The following is a 13,628-nucleotide window of genomic DNA, read 5'->3' as shown; positions in this document are numbered from 1 at the left end:
TCCCGGTGTGGGAGGCCAACCACGTCTGGCTGATCCTGGTGATCACCCTCTTCTGGACCACCTTCCCGCCGGCCTTCGCCGCCTTCGCCTCCACCCTCTACATCCCACTGACCCTGGCCGCGCTCGGCATCATCGGCCGGGGCGCCGCCTTCGCCTTCCGCAAGGCCAGTCACACCCTGGCCGAGCAGCGCCTCTACGGCGCGACGTTCGCCATCTCCTCGCTGGTCACGCCCTTCTTCCTGGGTACCATCATCGGCGCCGTCGCCTCCGGCCGGGTCCCGCCGGGCATCGCCGCCGCAGACATCTGGACCAGCTGGCTCAACCCCACCTCGACCTACGCGGACTGCTGGCGATCGGCATCTGTGCGTACCTCGCCGCGGTCTACCTCATCCACGACGCGCGGCGGGCGGGCGACACGGACCTGGTGGCGCAGTTCCGCCGCCGTGCTCTCGCCGCCGGCCACCATCGGGGTCGACCCCTGCCGGCACCTTCCTGCGGACGGCTCGTTCAGCTCGCCGCCGGGAGAAGCAGCGGCTCCACGGCCCCGTCCAACGCCGCCACCTGCTCGCATCGGTGGCACGCACGCCGTCCTCCGTCAGGCCGAGTGCTGCGGCGATGTCCGGCACGGACGGCGTTCGCTGCAACCGCTGCGTGAGGTCGGCGCGGGCGAGCGTCACCTCCAGGCAGCGTTCCTGCAGCTGCCGGGGTATGTGGACACCCCACGCCCGGGCCCGGAAGTGTCGCTTGAGCTCGCCGAGAATCGTGGGGCGGGCATACGCCGTGAAGCTGGTGCCCCGGTCGGGGTCGTACCCGTCGACCGCCTTGATCAGGGCCAGAGCGGCGTCCTGGAGCAGGTCGTCGAGGTTCTCGCCACGGTCGCGGTACCCCCGGGCCAGGCGGTGCGCGAAGGGCAGGTTCCGCCGCAGCAGGCGTCGCGCAAGCGGTCGCGTTCGGCCGGCGGGGCCAGTGGCACCCCAGAACACCTCGTCGCTGATCAAGCTCAGCGACAGTGATCAGATCCTCGCCGACCCCGGGGACGACATCCGCTTCGGGGGAAGGTCTGCGGGTACCGCCTCGGTGGTCATGTCTTGGTGCTATCACGAACCTGCGTGCTGCGGCATCGATGATGTTGCTTTCTGTCACTTCCCGACGCAGGCCGTGCCACAACGGTTTTGGCGGATGCTGATTCTCGGACAGGGGCTGTCGCGAAGGCCGATCTGGCGATCTGTGCACTTCGTGCCGCTCGCTCCGGCGACACGAAGTGCACAAGATCCAGCGTCAGGGGGTGCGCGGTCTGATCTCGTCGGTCGGGTCGGGATCGATGAAGATGCCCGCCTGCACGCCGATGAAGTGGTAGTTGACCTGGCGCAGCGGCCACAGCACCCAGGGGCGCTCGTCGGTGGCAATGCCGTGCCCGTCGGTGTGCTTCGCGGCACCCACCAGCACCCAAGAGTACGTCGTGGACAGCACGGTGATAGTGCTCCCGGTGACACCGACGGGGGTGAGCCGGTCGGGCAGCCCGGCGCGTACCTCGTCGGCCGTCTCCTCGTCGCTGTAGAGCACCGCCCGGAAGGTCACTACCGCGTCGCTGTCGTCGGTGGTGAACTCCGCCCGCACGGTGAGGTAGCAGTTGCGGCGGTTGAGCAGCGCGTCGTCGGGCAGCACTCCGTCGCAGCCGCGCTGGTCGTCCGCCGCGACGCGGGTGAGTGTGTCGCCGTTCATCGTCAGCACGGGTGGGAAGATCTCGGCCGCCCGTACCCAGGTGGGGTCGCTCTTGGCGATGGCGACCGGTAGCGCACCGACGATCAAGACCACCGCGCCGACCAGCGCGACCATGTTGTGTCGGCGCTCGACTGCGGGGATCTTGCATGCCACGAAGAACAGCGCGATCCGGAACACCAGCACGGCCCCGGCGGTACCGAACCCCCAGAGGATGCCGTCGGCCACGACATTGCTGCCGGGACCGTCGAGGAGATCCAACAGGTCCTGGCCGCGGCCGGGAATGAAGGTTGTGGAGACCATACCGACCAGCAGCGCGCTGGCGCCCAACGCCACGCGGCCGGGCTTGGCGAGCTTCGACATGAACTGGCTCGTCCCGACCAGGATAGCGGCCGGTGCCGCGATCACGAGCCAGCCCGCCGTGGTCATGCCGGCCGCCGAGCACGCAGAGACGTCGCAGGCAAAGCTCAGCGCGGCCGCGCGGACATCCTCGTGGAAGGCGACGTAGGCGACGATCTGGCCAGCGATGCCGACGAGCAGCCCGACGCTCCACAGCCAGCCGAACCGCGCCGGCTGTGCCTTGCCGGCCGCCGGGGCGGTGTCCGCCGAGGGCTCGGGCGATGCGGCGGTCGGAGCGGTCTTCTTCGCCCGTCGGTCGGTCTTGCCGACGTACTCGATGGGGCCGTTGTCGGAGGAGGGGCCGCTCATGATCGGCCACCCTAGCGAACCGGCGCCCGAAGACGGCCGCGCGGTGGCGTCAGGTGGTGGCCAACAGCACGGCCTACCGGTGTACAGCTGCGGTTTGGGAAAACCGGCGCAGTTTGGTGAAGCCCGGCGCAAGGTAGCTGTCGAACTCCTCGGTCCCGTTGGCCCAGATATCTGGGTAGTAGATAGAGCAATGCTCAAGACCTGTGGATCGGCCGAGAAGGGGCGTACCTTCCCGGTGATCGTTTTGTTCAGGTCTCGAGCAAGGCCGACGTTGGCGCGTCGGTCGGAAGGCAGGCCCGTGCTGACTGTAGTCGCCGGGGACGGAGAGCGACGCGATGGCGTTTCGCCGCTGGACGAGGTCGTTCGTGAGGGGCGCCGCGGATGCTGGCTGCCGCGCTGGAGGTCGAGCTCGACGCCTATCTGGCGGAGCTGGCAACGAACGCGACGCGCGGGGCCGGCGCCTGGTGGTGCGTAACGGCCATGCCCAGCCACAGCAGGTGATGACCGGCGCCGGGGTGATCGAGGTGGTCGCGCCGCGGGTCAACGACAAGCGCACCGACCTGGTCACCGGCGAGCGGAAGCGGTTCCGCACCCGCCTGACCGAGGGTCCAGGTAGCCGCGCCGCCGGCCTCGCGATGGCGTTCAAACTCATCGAGGCCGCTCAGGACCGGTGGCGGGCGGTCAACGCACCCCACCTCGTGGCTCTGGTCCGCGACGGCGCCACGTTCGTCGGCGGTCACCTCGTCGAGCGCCCCGCCGAGCAGGTCGCAGCATGACCGAGGGCGGCAGTCGGCCGCGGTGGCCCACCGAGAAACTGACCACGCTACGCATCGGCCGGCGCCTGGTGACCGAGGTACCCGCCTCCGGGCCAGGCCGGCGAGCGTTCATCGAGATCCGGCCCGTCACGACCGCCGCCGATTTCGACGCGCAACGGCAGGGTTGGACCCGATCCGACCGTGACCGCGCCTTCAAGCTGGAGCACTGGGATTACGACGCCGCCCAGATCGCCGGTTTCGACTACGACATCGGCGCGATACTCGTGCAGGCCACGACCGTCACCGGCGAGGCCGAGCTCGACGCGGCCCTCGCAACATGGAACCTGCGCCCCGAGCAGTTCCTCCACCCCTGGCAGACCGACGACCCGAGGTAGCAGGCAAACTCGCCGATCCACTGGTCTTGACGATTCCTCGTACCGGTGCTGAACCATGGCTTTCATCGCACCCTCCTGCAGTTGGATGCGCTCAGCCTGCCGGCACGGAGCCGGCCGTACGTCGAACCGGTGGCTGCAACCGGATTGCCCCCGCCGTGGTACCCGAGCGTTCGGTTACACCGTGCGGAGTGTCACCGCATTCAACGACGAACACCGATGCGTCTCTGGCACGCCGACAGTACCGGTCGACCTCGCGCGGCAGCGCGCTGGGCGGCCGTTGCTCGTCAGGAGAGCCAGCCGGGGCGAACCAGGCCGGCCTCGTAGGCGAACACGACGAGCTGCGCGCGGTCCCGGGCACCGAGCTTGACCATCGCGCGGGACACGTGGGTCTTGGCGGTGGCCCGGCTGATCATCAGCCGGGAGGCGATCTCGTCGTTGGACAGGCCGGTACCGGCCAACGCGACCACTTCCCGTTCCCGGTCGGTCAGCTCAGCGAGCTTGCGGGACGGCGCTGGCGTGGCGGTCCGGGCCGCGAACTGCTCAATGACCCGACGGGTGACGCTCGGTGACAGCAAACCTTCACCGGCTGCCACGACCCGCACGCCATGGATGAGTTCGGCCGGCATGGCGCTTTTCACCAGGAACCCGGCGGCCCCGGCCCGCAGCGCCTCGCCGATGTACTCGTCCAGCTCGAACGTGGTGAGCACGACGATCCGGACCCCGGACAGGGCCGGGTCGGCGGCGATCTGCCGGGTAGCGGTCAGGCCATCGACGCCGGGCATCCGGATGTCCATCAGGACGACGTCGGGGCGGACCTGTCGGGCCAGCCGGACCGCGTGCGCGCCGTCGCTGGCCTCGCCGACCACCTCGACATCGGGCTCGGCGTCGAGCAGCGACCGGAAACCGGCGCGGACCAGCGCCTGATCGTCGGCGAGGACCACCCGGATCACGGTGCGGGATCCCGATCAAGGGGCAGGCTGGCGCGAACCTGCCAGCCGCCGGCTGGCAACGGTCCGGCGGCCAGCGAACCGCCCAAGGTAGTGGCGCGTTCACGCATTCCGGTGATCCCGTTGCCCGCCGGTGCGTTGGCCGGCTCCCCTGCCCCGTCGTGGTCCTCGACGAGGACCACCAACGCCTCCGGCTGGTACTCGATGGTGACGGTGGTGGTGGCCCCCGGACCGGCGTGGCGACGGACATTGGTCAGCGCCTCCTGAATGATCCGGTAGGCCGCGCGGTCGATCCCGGCCGGTAGTGACCGGGCTTCACCGCTGATCACCGTCCGGACCGACAGGCCCGCCTCGTTGGTCAGCTCGTCGAGGCGATCCAGCGCCGGCGCCGGCGCGCGCGGAGCTGTACGGGCCGGGTACAACGTGTTGAGCACCGACTGAACCTCACGCAGGGCCTCGGCGCTGGTCTTCTGGATCGTGTCGAGCGCGACCCGCGCCTGGTCCGGCTCTCGCCCCATCAGATGCAGGCCCACGCCCGCCCGCACATTGATCAGCGACAGGTGATGGCCGAGTACGTCGTGGAGCTCGGCGGCGATCCGCAGCCGCTCCTCGCTGGCCCGCCGGCGTTGTCGCTCTTCGTGCAGCCGTCGCTGCTCCCGCGCCGCCTGCTGGACCCACCGGGCGGCCGGGGTGGCGAGTTCGGTCAACACGCCCGCGCCGGCCATGAGCGCCGCCGCGGTCAGGGCGCGGTTCGGCGCGGCGCCGCTGAACCCGAGCCAGAGGGCGTACCCGCCGGCAGCGACCGCCCAGACCAGCCAGCGGTATCCGGCGATGATCGCGGCGGCGGCCGCGATCATCGGCGCGATGAACGTCGGGCCGGGCGGATAACCCAGGACGTGATATGCCAGGACCGAGCCAGCGACAACGACGAAGTTTCTCCGGGGGAACCGGTGCCGGTCGGCTAGCGCGAGGCCACTCACGACCAGCAACGCATACCCGAGGACTCCCACACTCGCCGGCTCCCCCCGCGTGGCGATCGCGGTACCGGCGGTCTGCGCCAGCGCCGTCAGCACCGCCAGGCCGGGCGCGGAACGCACGGCCGCACGTGAGCCGGACGGGGTCATGCGGGCACTCTAGGCGACCGCGCCCAGATCGGAACAGGCCCGGCCGAGGCGGCTCAACTACTCCCCCCGGAGTAGGCCACACCCGACGTACCACCGCGGGAACAGCCGCATCGCCGCCGCTGACCCGACGTGAGGCCACCCGTGCGCCCGACAAGCTGTCCCGCGTCCGCACATCCCACACGACCGGGAGAAGTCATGCAGTCACCCCAGCGCCTCGCCAGGATCGCCGGACTGTTGTATCTGGCCGTCGCCGTTTTGGGCGGCTCCGCCATGTTCCTCCGTACCCGGTTCTACGAGCCCGGCGATCCCGCAACCACGGCGGACAAACTCACGGCCGACGCCGGCCTGTTCCGCGTCGCCGTAGCGGCCAACCTTGCAGCGTCCATGTGTTGGTTGTTTACCGCAATGGCACTGTACCTACTGTTCAAGCATGTCAACGCCAACTGGGCCGGCGCGATGGTGATCTTCACGGCGGCCGGTGCCACGATGGAACTCCTCAACATGGCGCACGAGGTCTTGGCGCTCGTCCTGGCCACCGATGCCTCCGGCACTGGCGCGTTCGCCGACGCACTGTTACTGCTCATGTTCGACCTCCGCCACTACGGCTCCCTCATCGCGCAGATCTTCTTTGGTCTGTGGCTGCTACCGATGGGCTATCTCGCCTATGTCTCGCGCATGTTTCCCCGCGCGCTGGGTGTCCTTCTCGGCATCGGATGCGTCGGCTGGATCGCGGACACGTTCGTACGGCTGCTGGCCCCGAATCTCGGCGCCGCGTTGAGCCCGTTCCTAATCGCGCCCGCTGGTATTGCGGAGTTCACGGCGATCCTCTGGATGATCGTTAAGGGTGTACGGAACCCATCCCCCGACTGGAGTCCCACCGGCGAAACCCGATGAGCGTCCATGTCACTTGCCGGAGTAGTAGGGCCGCTGGTCGGCGACCCGGTCGATCGGGATCAGCGTGCCGCCGAGGATCGCACACGCCGGTCGGGCGGCTCGGCACATCGCGGCGTTGGGGTCGACGGCCTCGCGTAGGTGCCGCCACACGGTGGTGACGGACACCGCGTAGCCGGCGGCGAGGCGGGTGAGGGTGTCGCCGTTGCGCAGGTGGGCCAGGGCCATCAGCGCCTGCCGCTGGGCGGGTAGCCGGTGCCATCGGCCGCCGACCGCCCGGCGACGGTCGCGGATCAGCTCGGTCAGGCGGGTCAGGCTGCGCGTGGACAGCGACGAGTCATCAACTGTTCGGATTGCAGCTATTTGCTTCGCATATTAACGGCAACAGCACCGAGTAGACCGAGTACGCCGATCATTCCGACGACACAGCACAGCAAGCCCAACAAGGTAGTGCCTAGTCCCTCCACGTCCGTAGCATACGTCAACAGCGCCCGGCCGGCATGACCCCGCACGGCTCCCGACAAGACGAGTACGCGGCGGCGTATTACCCGGGAACGCGACTCGCCGCTATGGCGGTGCGCCCCACCCACAGCGACAGTTGAGGATGTCGGCGCCACCTACTTCATAACATGTCCGGAACATGCATCGTCGGAGGCGATCGCGCACATGATGTGGCGCGAGAGCACCAACGACTGGTTCGCTTTCTGCCAGTTCGGCCAGTCGACGTCTGGCCAGCCGGAGACCTCGCGAAGGTGCTCGAAGTGCCGACGAAGCCCGCTCAGTTGCTCGTGCTCTGCTGAGGCGAGGTTCCCGCCGGCCTCCAAGCAGGTCGAGGCGAGTCGGACGACATCGGTGTCAGCCTTGGCGACCCTGCCCTGGTTCCTCAGCAAGAAGCCGACCGTGAAGATGGCCGCCCTTCTCGAATCGCCGTACCAACAGACTGGTGAGTTCGAGTTGAGTTGAGTCTCCCGCGGGCGCCGCTTACCCACACGTTTGGCCTCCCGCCGCCGCTCCAAATACGCGCTCAACTCGACCAACCACAGATCCCGGCTTGAGATGAGCGCGTCCAACGCCCGGAGAAGCGCAGTCTCATCGCGACGAAAAGGCCGTGCGACCCGTTCCAAGTACCCAAACGTGGCGAGATAGCCGATCGGCCGATACCGCTCGACGCATCCCGCTAAGGCGTTGATCCGGCGTCCGTACGGCAGCGAGCGGTGGTTAAAGCATGGGCAGGTGTTCGCGGCCCGCACCAATCCCCTCTTCTCCGAGAATGGCGTCGAACGGGGCGGCCAACTAATCGCCCTCGCCCTTACCGCTCTGCGTCCCGCGATACATCCGGATGTTCCGGCTGATCTCCTTGATCCGGCCGATACCCTCTCCCAGTCGGATCCCCTCCTCAACTCGCTCTGCCAGTTCGACCTCTGGTGGTGCGTGATGTCCCAGACAAGATCGACGCGCGAAAACGCAGCGGCTTTCTACCCGAACTGCGCGGCACTGCACCAGTTCCGCACGCAGCCTGCACTCGACATGATCGCCACGAACGAGCCTGTCCGACGTGATCCGTTGGGAGATCAAGCGTCTGTGGGCGGCTGGCGGCAGGTGGTGAGGTCAGCCGCGCGGGGCGTACATGATCACGGCGACGCCGATCAGGCAGATCACAGCGCCGGTGATGTCCCACCGGTCGGGTCGGAACTTGTCCACGACGATGCCCCAGGCCAGGGAGCCTGCGACGAAGATCCCGCCGTAGGCGGCCAGGATCCGGCCGAAGTTCGGATCCGGCTGCAATGACGCCGCGAATCCGTACGCGCCGAGGGCCACAATGCCGGCGGCGATCCACAGCAGTCCGCGGTGCTCTCGCCAGCCCTGCCAGATCAGCCAGGCTCCGCCGATCTCGGCGAGCGCGGCGAGCACGAACAGGACGAGGGAACGGGCGAGGGTCACGACGAGGGCCCTACCGGGATCTTCTCCGCTGCCTGCCGGGTGCGCGGGCCGACGCAGGCGCAGTCCCCGCCCGCACACTCGGTGCGGCGCCGGCGGATTCGCCGGGATACCCACCACCATGCGATCCCCGCGACCACTGCCAGTACGACCGTGATCGGCGGCATCGCCCGTGCGGCGGCGGTCCAGCCGGCGCCGCCGACGACGCCGGCCGCCAGCAGCAGCGGCAGGACGCAGCACGCCGCGCACGCGGTCCCGGCCAGCCCGGTCAACCCGGACACTATTCGACGTGCATCAACCCTCGGCATGATCGGCTCCTTTGGTGGCGAGTCCGACGAACGGGAGCGGACAGCACGGGCTGTCCGCGCAGACGACCAGGTCATCGCAACCGGCTGCGACCGCCTCGCGCAGCGTGTCCCGGATCACGCACAGGTCGGCGATCTTCTGCTCCACCTCGACAAGCTTGGCCTGCGCACGGGCCTGCAACCCGGCCTCCGGCCGGCGACCCTTCCGATGGGTGCTGACAGCCAGCAGTTCGGCGATCTCATCAAGGGTGAACCCGAGCCGTTGCGCGGTCTTGATCACCCGCAGGGTCGTGACAGTCTCGGGCGGGTAGAGCCGGTGTCCGCCCAGTGTCCGGTTCGGTTCGGCCACCAGACCCCGGCGCTCGTAGTAGCGCAGCGTCTGCTGGTTCACCCCCGCCGCCTCCGCCACCTGCCCGGACCGCAGTCCCGACATCACGGCTGGCCGCCGGCAGCGGCGCGGGCGGTGAGAGCGTCGAGTACGTCGGCGTGCCCGGCCGGCAACGCGACGTCCAGGGCCAGTTGCCCACCGGTCGCGGTCAGGCTGAAGGTGAAGAACGAGCAGCAGCCGGTCTCCCGTACCATCAGCTCCGCCGCCCCTGCGGCTACCGTCGGCTCCGGTCGCAGCTCCAGATGTACCCGCGACGTGTCAACCGACTCGACCCTGATCACCGCCGAGGCGAACAGTTCGTCGAACTCGGCCAGCCGCAACGGCTGCTCTGCCGTCGGCAGCGTGCACGCCCGCGGCACCCATGATCCCTCGGCCAGAGCCCTCGTATCGGTCATGCTCCGACGGTAAGCCTGTACCTGGGTACAGGATGCAAGCCGTTCGCGCGAGCTTTAGTTCGGGCCCCTCGGCGAGGTCGCCTGGCAGCAGGAAGGGGTAGCGGGCGGTGGAGACCTGTTGACTCGTCGCTCGCGGTCCTCCGCTGGTGAGCCAGGTGATCCGCGCTGTTCCGCACGCGGTATTCGGATCTTGTACTCGGCTTTTCGACGGTTGTGCTGGTCGACGTGCCGGACGGAGACCGTCACGTACGGTCAGGTGTCGGGGAGTTCGGTTCAGGTATGCCATAGAGCAGGCGGAGCCGGTGACCGGTGGTGTCGCAGAACTCCCAGTTGTGCTGAGCGTTGGGCGGCGAGTGGGCGGGCAGCCGATCGGTGGGGGTGTGGGACATGATTCCGTCCAGCGTCGTCGATGCCGCTGGTACCAGCTTTTCCACGAACGTGCCTGGGTCGAGCGCGACCCGGCCGCCCGGCAGGGTCAGCACACCCCAGGCGTCGAGTCAGCGCAGGAGAGTCTGCTCCTCGTCGGGCGGCATCGTCACCAGGATGCTCTCCCCGCCGGTACTCGGCTGGTGGCCGGTGAAGTGGAGAGCGGCGCTGTGCACGGTGTTGCGAAGCGTCACCGGTCATCAGCGGCAGGTCGAGCAGCACCCTCAACCGGCGCCGTTCAGCGGTTCGGTCGAACGGGTTGGACTCCCACCCGGATTGCAGGATCGGCCTCGTGTACGGCGGGCTCGGCACCATACAACTCGACGACAGCGTCACCAGCACGACTGAGGTCGTTGACGTCAGCCAGCGATCAGCAAAAAAAAGGGGGGCGGCCTGGTGCTGAACGAGTTCGGCTGCTCCTGCGCACGACCCGCCGCCGTCCGGACCGCTGCGGACGCGAGCCAGCAGAGCCTCGATGCCTGGCTCGGCGGAATCTGCCGTGTCCGGCCCCACTCGCGACGGCCACGACGGCGAGCCTTCGCTGCGACGACGGCTGGTGCGCGGTGACCGCAGTCGCCGACCTTCGTCAGCGTCTCCCCCGGGCACCGAGGCGGCCCGGGCATCCGTCTGGCTGGAACCCGGTCACAGGTGCTGTCGTTTGGCGGGTCCTGGCCGGGGCCTGGGCCCGTCGATGAGCCTGCGTCGGGGCAGGCGACGGCTATCGCCAGTGCAGGCGGTGCCGGAGCAGGTCGATCTCGGCGGGGTTGGCGGCCAGTGTCAACGCTCGTTCGTCGGCTTCCTGGGCCGATTCCGGCTGGCCGGTGGCGCGCAGGAGCTCGGCGCGTGTGGCGTGGTACAGGTGGTAGCCGTCCAAGGTGCCGGCGAGATGGTCGAGTTCGGCCAGCGCCGCGTGTGGCCCGTCGGTGTAGCGCAGTGCGACGGCGCGGTGCAGGCGGGTGACCGGAGATGGCTGCAGGCGGAGAAGCATGGTGTAGAGCACGAGGATCTGTGGCCAGTCGGTGTCCTGCCACCGCGTGGCCTCGGCGTGGCAGGCGACGATCGCGGCCTGGAGTTGGTAGGGGCCGGGGCGGCGGTGGGCGGCGGCGCGGGCGATGAGGTCGCCGGCGTCGGTGATGGCGGTGTGGTTCCAGAGACTGCGGTCCTGGTCGGGAAGTTGGATGATGCGACCGTCGGCGTCGAACCGGGCTCCGGTACGGGCCTGGTGTAGCCGGATGAGCGCCAGCAGGCCCATGACTTCGGGCTCGGTGGGCATCAGCCGGTGTAGTAGGGCGGCGAGGAACTCGGCGTCGTCGGCCAGGTCGCGGTCGTGCGAGACCGTGCCGGTGGTGGTCAGATAGCCCTCGTTGAACAGCAGGTAGATAACCGCGAGGACCTCCGAAAGCCGGCCGGCGAGTTCGTCCGGGTCCGGGATCCGGTACGGGATGCCGGCTTCGCTGATCTTGCGTTTGGCGCGGGTGATCCGCTGCCCGACCGTGGACTCTGGGACGAGGAAGGCACGGGCGATCTGTGCGGTGGTTAGTCCGCAGACCGCGCGCAGGGTGAGGGCGATCTGGCCGGTACGGGGTAGGGCGGGATGGCAGCAGGTGAACAGCAGCCGTAGCCGGTCGTCCGGTTCGGGCAGGGTGGGCCAGTGCAGCAGGGCGAGCTTGCTGCGGTATCGAGCCTGCCGCTTGAGGTGGTCCAGGCCGCGGCGGCGGGCGACGGCGAACAGCCATGCGTCGGGCCGTTCGGGAGTGCCGTCGACGGGCCAGTGGGTGAGCGCCGTCTCGACGGCGTCCTGGACCAGGTCTTCGGCGGTGGCGAAGTCGCCGGTGAGGCCGACGAGGGCGGCGGCGAGCCGGCCCGCGTGGTCGCGTACCACCCGGACCAGCTCGGCCTGCGGTGTCGCCGTCATGTGGCGGCGATCGGGCGGACTTCCACCAGCGGGCAGCCCGGCCACGACTTCGCCAGTCGCAGGGCGGCGTCGAGGTTGTCCACGTCGATCTCGGCGAAGCCGCTGACGATCTCCTTGCCCTCCACGAACGGCCCGTCGGTGACCACCGGTTCGCCGCGGTCGAGGCGCAGCGTGGTCGCCGACTCCGGGGGCATGAGGTACACGTGGCGGGTGACCTGGTCGGCGTGCTCGGCGAACCACTGGCCCACGCGGCCGTAGGCCCGCTCCCGCTCGGCGTCGTCCATGGCGGCCAGGTCAGCGGCGAACTGCTCGGTCTCGACGAACATCAGCACGTACTTCATCTGCCCGATCCTCCCTCTCCCGCCGCCGGCTGTCCCTGCATCTGGGTCAACCGCCGGCCCAGCTCCTCCGCACTCACGTCCTCGACGTGGGAGGCGATGGTCCAGCCGTGCCCGAACGGGTCGATGACGAACGCGTCGCGGTCACCGTAGAACTGGTCTTGCGGTGCCCGCTTCAGCCGCGCGCCGAGCTCGACGGCACGGGCCACGCTGGCGTCGACGTCCTCGACATAGACGAACTGGAACACCGGCGACCCGGCGAGCCCGTCGGCCGGTGGGGCGACGGTGCCCAGGTGTGGTGAGGCGTCCTCGATGATCAGCACCGAGTCGCCGATCTCGATCTCGGCGTGGGCGATCATGCCGTCCGGACCGGGAAACCGCATCCGCTCGGTCGCGCCGAACACCTGCGTGTAGAAGTCGATGGCGTTCGCTGCCCCGTCCACCACCAGACACGGCGTGATCCGGCGGTATGTCTCCGGAATCGGCTTGGTTGACTGCGTCATCCTTTTGGTTCTCCTTCATCGATCGAGCCCCGTACAGGGCGGTGTGGTCAGGCCACCAGCGCGTGCGGTGGTCCCGCGCTCTCACCCTTCAGACGACTGGAGAACGACTCGATCCGACAGACAGGTCAGGTTTTCTACGGCGATTCGTTGCCGCCGACGGCCCCGTCCCCGCCGTCGGGCGGGCGGCGGCTGAAGGAGTCCCGGTGTTCGATGATCCAGTGGGCGGCGAGCGGGCCGGAGGCGGCGGTGAGAGCGGCGGCGATGACGGTGGCGTGAGGCCGAGGGTGTCGGCGAGGATGCCGGCAATGAGGCGCCTGCGGCGTAGCCGATGTCGCCCCAGAAGCGGTGGGTGCCCAGGGCGTTGGCGCGCCAGGTGGGGTGGGCGTGGTCGGAGACGGCGGCAATGAGGGCGGGGTAGACCATGGCGGTGCCGAGGGCGACGGCGGCAGGATTCCGGCCAGCAGTGGCCGGTCGAGCAGGGCGAGGGCGAGGCCGAAGCCTGCGGCTTGAAGGCATGCCGTGCACGAGCGGTGCGATCTCCTCCGGGCAGCGCTCTAGCAGTTTCGGCCAGATAACAAGGTCCTCACCGTGATGGTGATGATGGAGTGCCGTGCCGATCAGCTCGATGTGGTCGGCGACGATCGCCGCGCGTTCCCGCTCCCCCTCAGCGGCGAGTGCGGGCATCAAGCCGAACTCGCGGCGGAATCCCGTGCGCACCATTCGCATTTCCCGGCTCATCGCACCAGGTACTTTCTTTCTGGTCACTTCGCTCGTTGTATCCGCTACCAACATTCGGGAGGATTATCAGCACATCCTACGGTTGACGGTCGGTTACCGTCGCCGGCCTTTTGGCGCTGAAGAGTACGCGGCACCGCTGGCGC

At 69.0% G+C, this 13,628-nt stretch carries 16 protein-coding genes and 3 pseudogenes; 4 read left to right on the top strand and 15 right to left on the bottom strand.

Annotated elements, in window-relative coordinates; all coding sequences use genetic code 11:
- Positions 1 to 5: 5 nt before the first annotated feature.
- A pseudogene (locus R6Y94_RS38435) lies at positions 6 to 275 on the top strand (cytochrome d ubiquinol oxidase subunit II); the annotation flags it as partial.
- A gap of 111 nt (positions 276 to 386) precedes the next feature.
- Here R6Y94_RS38435 and R6Y94_RS45470 read toward each other — a convergent pair.
- Together R6Y94_RS45470 and R6Y94_RS38425 are read right to left on the bottom strand one after the other, a co-directional pair.
- A complete protein-coding gene (locus tag R6Y94_RS45470; RefSeq protein ID WP_412102978.1) occupies positions 387 to 983 on the bottom strand; it encodes a sigma-70 family RNA polymerase sigma factor in 597 nt (198 codons plus the stop codon).
- A gap of 295 nt (positions 984 to 1,278) precedes the next feature.
- Positions 1,279 to 2,427, bottom strand: a complete 1,149-nt coding sequence (locus R6Y94_RS38425) for a hypothetical protein (RefSeq protein WP_318401616.1) — start codon at positions 2,425 to 2,427, stop codon at positions 1,279 to 1,281.
- 581 nt (positions 2,428 to 3,008) lie between these two features.
- Between R6Y94_RS38425 and R6Y94_RS38420 the strand changes: the two are divergent.
- Both R6Y94_RS38420 and R6Y94_RS38415 read left to right on the top strand, forming a co-directional pair.
- A pseudogene (locus R6Y94_RS38420) lies at positions 3,009 to 3,203 on the top strand (IS256 family transposase); the annotation flags it as partial.
- Complete coding sequence (locus tag R6Y94_RS38415; RefSeq protein WP_318401614.1) at positions 3,200 to 3,577, top strand: hypothetical protein; 378 nt, start codon at positions 3,200 to 3,202, stop codon at positions 3,575 to 3,577. The pseudogene R6Y94_RS38420 and the gene R6Y94_RS38415, both read left to right, overlap by 4 nt.
- A gap of 284 nt (positions 3,578 to 3,861) precedes the next feature.
- On the opposite strand, the gene R6Y94_RS38410 is transcribed toward R6Y94_RS38415, so the two are convergent.
- Together R6Y94_RS38410 and R6Y94_RS38405 are read right to left on the bottom strand one after the other, a co-directional pair.
- Positions 3,862 to 4,527 carry a response regulator transcription factor gene (locus R6Y94_RS38410; protein WP_318401613.1) on the bottom strand — a complete coding sequence of 222 codons (666 nt, stop codon included), beginning with the start codon at positions 4,525 to 4,527 and terminating at the stop codon, positions 3,862 to 3,864.
- A complete protein-coding gene (locus R6Y94_RS38405; protein WP_318401611.1) occupies positions 4,524 to 5,621 on the bottom strand; it encodes a sensor histidine kinase in 1,098 nt (365 codons plus the stop codon). The genes R6Y94_RS38410 and R6Y94_RS38405 overlap by 4 nt, the downstream gene beginning before the upstream one ends.
- A gap of 222 nt (positions 5,622 to 5,843) precedes the next feature.
- Here R6Y94_RS38405 and R6Y94_RS38400 point away from each other — a divergent pair, with 222 nt between their 5' ends.
- Positions 5,844 to 6,542 (top strand): DUF4386 domain-containing protein, encoded by a 699-nt coding sequence (locus R6Y94_RS38400; RefSeq protein WP_318401609.1) that lies wholly within the window; start codon positions 5,844 to 5,846, stop codon positions 6,540 to 6,542.
- A 12-nt stretch (positions 6,543 to 6,554) separates the two neighbouring features.
- Here R6Y94_RS38400 and R6Y94_RS38395 read toward each other — a convergent pair.
- From R6Y94_RS38395 to R6Y94_RS38345, 11 genes and pseudogenes are all read right to left on the bottom strand, one after another.
- Positions 6,555 to 6,893: pseudogene (locus tag R6Y94_RS38395) on the bottom strand (helix-turn-helix domain-containing protein); the annotation flags it as partial.
- A gap of 263 nt (positions 6,894 to 7,156) precedes the next feature.
- Positions 7,157 to 7,789: a hypothetical protein gene (locus tag R6Y94_RS38390; RefSeq protein WP_318401607.1), complete on the bottom strand. Its 633-nt coding sequence runs from the start codon at positions 7,787 to 7,789 to the stop codon at positions 7,157 to 7,159.
- Between the two features lie 358 nt (positions 7,790 to 8,147).
- Positions 8,148 to 8,480 carry a YnfA family protein gene (locus tag R6Y94_RS38385; RefSeq protein ID WP_318401605.1) on the bottom strand — a complete coding sequence of 111 codons (333 nt, stop codon included), beginning with the start codon at positions 8,478 to 8,480 and terminating at the stop codon, positions 8,148 to 8,150.
- A complete protein-coding gene (locus R6Y94_RS38380) occupies positions 8,477 to 8,785 on the bottom strand; it encodes a hypothetical protein (RefSeq protein WP_318401604.1) in 309 nt (102 codons plus the stop codon). Before R6Y94_RS38380 ends, R6Y94_RS38385 begins: the two co-directional genes overlap by 4 nt.
- A complete protein-coding gene (locus R6Y94_RS38375; RefSeq protein WP_318401602.1) occupies positions 8,772 to 9,215 on the bottom strand; it encodes a MerR family transcriptional regulator in 444 nt (147 codons plus the stop codon). The genes R6Y94_RS38380 and R6Y94_RS38375 overlap by 14 nt, the downstream gene beginning before the upstream one ends.
- Positions 9,215 to 9,565: a hypothetical protein gene (locus tag R6Y94_RS38370; protein ID WP_318401601.1), complete on the bottom strand. Its 351-nt coding sequence runs from the start codon at positions 9,563 to 9,565 to the stop codon at positions 9,215 to 9,217. Before R6Y94_RS38370 ends, R6Y94_RS38375 begins: the two co-directional genes overlap by 1 nt.
- A 242-nt stretch (positions 9,566 to 9,807) precedes the next feature.
- Complete coding sequence (locus tag R6Y94_RS38365) at positions 9,808 to 10,047, bottom strand: hypothetical protein (RefSeq protein ID WP_318401599.1); 240 nt, start codon at positions 10,045 to 10,047, stop codon at positions 9,808 to 9,810.
- Between the two features lie 15 nt (positions 10,048 to 10,062).
- On the bottom strand, positions 10,063 to 10,185 hold the full coding sequence (locus tag R6Y94_RS38360; RefSeq protein ID WP_318401597.1) for a hypothetical protein: 123 nt from the start codon (positions 10,183 to 10,185) through the stop codon (positions 10,063 to 10,065).
- A 524-nt stretch (positions 10,186 to 10,709) separates the two neighbouring features.
- Positions 10,710 to 11,906: an RNA polymerase sigma factor gene (locus tag R6Y94_RS38355; protein WP_318401596.1), complete on the bottom strand. Its 1,197-nt coding sequence runs from the start codon at positions 11,904 to 11,906 to the stop codon at positions 10,710 to 10,712.
- Complete coding sequence (locus R6Y94_RS38350; RefSeq protein ID WP_318401594.1) at positions 11,903 to 12,247, bottom strand: YciI family protein; 345 nt, start codon at positions 12,245 to 12,247, stop codon at positions 11,903 to 11,905. The genes R6Y94_RS38355 and R6Y94_RS38350 overlap by 4 nt, the downstream gene beginning before the upstream one ends.
- Positions 12,244 to 12,747: a VOC family protein gene (locus tag R6Y94_RS38345; RefSeq protein ID WP_318401593.1), complete on the bottom strand. Its 504-nt coding sequence runs from the start codon at positions 12,745 to 12,747 to the stop codon at positions 12,244 to 12,246. Before R6Y94_RS38345 ends, R6Y94_RS38350 begins: the two co-directional genes overlap by 4 nt.
- Between the last annotated feature and the right edge of the window lie 881 nt (positions 12,748 to 13,628).

The sequence above is a fragment of the Plantactinospora sp. KLBMP9567 genome, from assembly GCF_033446045.1.
In the GTDB taxonomy this organism is placed as follows: domain Bacteria; phylum Actinomycetota; class Actinomycetes; order Mycobacteriales; family Micromonosporaceae; genus Plantactinospora.
Note: the sequence above shows the minus strand (reverse complement) of the source record. Positions and strands in the feature narration are given on the sequence as shown.

Bases quoted from the DNA above. Each gene is read 5' to 3' on its own strand.
- R6Y94_RS38425 (WP_318401616.1), bottom strand. From the start codon at position 2,427: ATGAGCGGCCCCTCCTCCGACAACGGCCCCATCGAGTACGTCGGCAAG.
- R6Y94_RS38415 (WP_318401614.1), top strand. From the start codon at position 3,200: ATGACCGAGGGCGGCAGTCGGCCGCGGTGGCCCACCGAGAAACTGACC.
- R6Y94_RS38400 (WP_318401609.1), top strand. From the start codon at position 5,844: ATGCAGTCACCCCAGCGCCTCGCCAGGATCGCCGGACTGTTGTATCTG.
- R6Y94_RS38380 (WP_318401604.1), bottom strand. From the start codon at position 8,785: ATGCCGAGGGTTGATGCACGTCGAATAGTGTCCGGGTTGACCGGGCTG.
- R6Y94_RS38375 (WP_318401602.1), bottom strand. From the start codon at position 9,215: ATGTCGGGACTGCGGTCCGGGCAGGTGGCGGAGGCGGCGGGGGTGAAC.
- R6Y94_RS38370 (WP_318401601.1), bottom strand. From the start codon at position 9,565: ATGACCGATACGAGGGCTCTGGCCGAGGGATCATGGGTGCCGCGGGCG.
- R6Y94_RS38355 (WP_318401596.1), bottom strand. From the start codon at position 11,906: ATGACGGCGACACCGCAGGCCGAGCTGGTCCGGGTGGTACGCGACCAC.
- R6Y94_RS38350 (WP_318401594.1), bottom strand. From the start codon at position 12,247: ATGAAGTACGTGCTGATGTTCGTCGAGACCGAGCAGTTCGCCGCTGAC.
- R6Y94_RS38345 (WP_318401593.1), bottom strand. From the start codon at position 12,747: ATGACGCAGTCAACCAAGCCGATTCCGGAGACATACCGCCGGATCACG.